Source organism: Acetobacter conturbans (genome assembly GCF_011516755.1).
In the GTDB taxonomy this organism is placed as follows: domain Bacteria; phylum Pseudomonadota; class Alphaproteobacteria; order Acetobacterales; family Acetobacteraceae; genus Acetobacter; species Acetobacter conturbans.
The window spans coordinates 1-3,274 of record NZ_WOSY01000054.1 but is presented as its reverse complement, the minus strand read 5'-3'; the positions used below and the strand labels follow the sequence as shown (position 1 = coordinate 3,274).

4 protein-coding genes are annotated in these 3,274 nt (G+C 63.1%); 1 reads left to right on the top strand and 3 read right to left on the bottom strand.

Going from position 1 to position 3,274, the window contains the following annotated elements; genetic code table 11:
* From GOB81_RS17185 to GOB81_RS17175, 3 genes are all read right to left on the bottom strand, one after another.
* The coding region (locus GOB81_RS17185) for a copper resistance system multicopper oxidase (protein ID WP_173571439.1) at positions 1–1,449 on the bottom strand (1,449 nt) is incomplete at its 3' end.
* A gap of 76 nt (positions 1,450–1,525) precedes the next feature.
* A complete protein-coding gene (locus GOB81_RS17180) occupies positions 1,526–1,933 on the bottom strand; it encodes a hypothetical protein (RefSeq protein ID WP_023979776.1) in 408 nt (135 codons plus the stop codon).
* A gap of 2 nt (positions 1,934–1,935) precedes the next feature.
* Positions 1,936–2,208: a metal-sensitive transcriptional regulator gene (locus GOB81_RS17175; protein ID WP_007284529.1), complete on the bottom strand. Its 273-nt coding sequence runs from the start codon at positions 2,206–2,208 to the stop codon at positions 1,936–1,938.
* A 43-nt stretch (positions 2,209–2,251) separates the two neighbouring features.
* Here GOB81_RS17175 and GOB81_RS17170 point away from each other — a divergent pair.
* A partial coding sequence (locus GOB81_RS17170) for a heavy metal-binding domain-containing protein (protein WP_173571438.1) occupies positions 2,252–3,274 on the top strand: 1,023 nt, incomplete at its 3' end.

Genomic DNA, 3,274 nt, shown 5'->3' with positions numbered 1-3,274 from the left:
CCGCAGATCGGCATAGGTCAGAACGCGGCGACCATTATTCTCCAGCCCGTCGCCCGGCTCCGCCAGCCGGTTGATCGGCATCATGGCGACACTCTGCACCGCGACGCCGGGCTTCAGCTCTGTTTTATGCCGCGGCGCAGCCGCCGTGCCCGGCATATCCATCGCGGCGGCTCCGGGCCTGTTGGCCTGCTTCATATCCATGTGATCCATGTCCATGCCGCCGCTGGCAGGGGCATCACCGGGCTTCCCCGGCGGACTCCCCATCTCCATGCCTGCCATGCCGCCCTTCATGTCCATATTCCCCATGCCCATGTCGGTCATGGTGCGCAGCGGGCGCGGGTCCATGGGGGGAACCGGCCCGGCAAGGCCCGGACGGGTGGCGAGTGTGCCGCGCGCGTATCCGGTGCGATCCTCGGCCTGCGCAAAGACCGTGTACGGTCCATCGGCGGTGGGCTCGACAATCACATCGTAGGTTTCTGCAGGTCCGATGCGGAATTCATCGACAGGGATGGGCTCCACGTCATTGCCGTCGGCCTGAACGACGGTCATCGTCAGGCCGGGAACCCGCACGTCGAACAGCGTCATCGCCGACGCATTGATGAAGCGCAGGCGTATGCGCTCGCCCGGTCGGAACAGGCCAGTCCAGTTTGCCCCGGGAGACTGGCCGTTGATCAGGTAGGTGTAGATGATGCCCGACACATCCAGAATGTCGGTCGGTGCCATGTTCATGGCACCCCATTGCAGGCGATCCCGGATCGTCGCACCCAGCCCTTGCCGATGCGCGTCACGGAAGAACGTGCCCACCGTACGCTGGCGGAAATTGTAGTAATCGCTCTGGAATTTGAGATTTGAGACGATGTCCTCGGGATCGACGTCGGTCCAGTCGGACAATACCATCACATAATCGCGGTCGAAATGCTGCGCGTAACCGTCTCTCGGGTCGATGATCAGAGCCCCATACAGGCCCGTCTGCTCCTGGAAGCCGGAATGGCTGTGATACCAGTAAGTGCCGCTCTGATGCAGCGGGAAGCGATAGGTGAACGTGTCACCCGGCGCGATCCCGCCAAAGCTCAGACCGGGCACGCCATCCATGTGGGCCGGCACCCGGAGGCCGTGCCAGTGGATCGAACTGGGCTCATCCAACCGGTTGGTGACGTTCAGTTCGACCGTGTCATCCTGACGCCAGCGCAGGATCGGCGCGGGCGTGGAGCCGTTCACACCCACCGCGTGCATGCGCGCACCGGTGATATTGATCGGTACAGAACCGATCGTAAGGTCGAAACGGGTACCAGGCAGCGGGTCGGGCCGCCCCGACGCCGGTGTATAGACCGAAGCGTAGGCGCTCGCGCTGCCCTGCGGGAGGGCCAGCGCCGCTCCCCACAGGCCCGTCCCGACGACGAAACGGCGGCGCGTGATCGCGCTCCGTCCCGCAAGGGATCGTATTGACATGAATAATAGTCCGCAAAAGAGAGAAGGCGGAGCCGGTCATAGGTCCATGACCAGCCCTGAGACTGTCAGAACAGAATCAGGCCATCTCTCTGGGCGGTGGCAGGGCCGGCGCGAACCCATGACCGACGATGCGATCCGAACGAGACAGGCCGAAAGGTGCCGTAACACCTGAGTAATCAAACGCCCTGGTCACGGAGGGCGGCATCAGCCAATTGGCGACGCAGGCACCCTGGGCGCAGCAATCGCCGCAATGATGACATGGATGATGGTCGTGGCACGGTTCATGATTGCAATGTGCGGTCGTCGCATCCGTATGGGATGGCATCTGCATCCCTGGCATGTCAACCATCGGTTGGGTAACCAAAGCAACTGTAGAAGACAACGTGGCGGCATGACCCGGCATGACGGACGCCAGCATCAGTCCCACCTGCAGAAGCAGGCAGGCCAGCAACCGTCCCAACCGTGTCGCGCCGATTTCTTGCACATCTACCCCGTCATCTTGCTGACCGTTTCGATCAGTTCCCCGATCTTTTCCTGACGTTCCACCGGATCGCCGGATTCGATCGCCTCCACGACGCAGCCCGCGATATGTTCGCGCAGAACAAGCCCCTCGAGCCGATGCAACGCCGCCTTGGCGGCCCGAAGCTGAAGCAGAACATCCACGCAATAGCGGTCTTCGTCCACCATTTTCTGGATGCCACGCACCTGACCTTCGACCCGTTTCAGGCCCTGCGAAATCTTTACCCGTGACTGCCTCATTGCACTATACCCTACAGGGGCATACCATGGAGCGCAAGCGATTATGGCATGTCTGGCGCCGCGTGGCGGCCACAAACAAGGGGACCTCATGACGAACGACAATACAGCAGCTTGCGCGTCCCATCTCCATGGAGAGGGTCCCACCCCGGCAGCGACCGGAGTTAAGACGCGCCCGGTCAAGGATCCCGTGTGTGGCATGACAGTCGACCCCGCGACGGCGACGCATCATGCCGACCATGATGGCCAGACCTGGTATTTCTGCAGCGCGCACTGTCAGACAAAGTTCGAAGCCGACCCCTGTCATTACCTGCACAAGGCGGACACGACGCCCATCAAGTCTCAGCCCAAACGGGTCGGGGTGATCTGGACCTGCCCGATGCACCCTCAGATCCGACAGGATCACCCCGGCTCCTGCCCCATCTGCGGCATGGCGCTGGAACCGGAGGAGCCATCCGACGCCGACACGCCTAACCCGGAACTCGTGGATTTCAGCAAGCGCCTGTGGGGGGCGAGCATATTGGCGGTCCCGCTCGTTATCATCGCCATGGCGGCGGATATGGGAGGGCTGGCATTTCTCGATGGCGGCCTGACGAACTGGATTCAGTTGGCGCTCACGGCGCCAATCGTGCTGTGGGCCGGCTGGCCGTTCCTCGAACGCGGCTGGATGTCGCTCCGCACCCGGCATCTGAACATGTTTACGTTGATTATGCTGGGCGTCGGCGCAGGCTTTCTCTATAGCATCGCCGCGACAGTGGCCCCTGGCCTGTTCCCTGCTGCCTTCCGCATGCATGACGGGTCGGTCCCGGTCTATTACGAAGCCGCCGGTGTTATCGTGGCCCTGGTGTTGGCCGGGCAAGTCCTGGAACTGCGCGCCCGCGCCCGTACCAGTCGCGCCATTCGCGCGCTGCTGGATCTCGCACCGAAAATCGCACACCGGGTCGGCGCGCTGGATCGGGAGGACGACGTACCGCTGGCCCAGATCGTGCCCGGCAATCGGCTCCGCATCCGGCCGGGGGAAAGCATCCCGGTGGACGGCACCGTCATGGACGGGCGCTCCAGCGTGGAC

Coding starts and splice junctions, on each gene's coding strand:
- GOB81_RS17175 (WP_007284529.1), bottom strand. CDS start 2,208: ATGAGGCAGTCACGGGTAAAGATTTCGCAGGGCCTGAAACGGGTCGAA.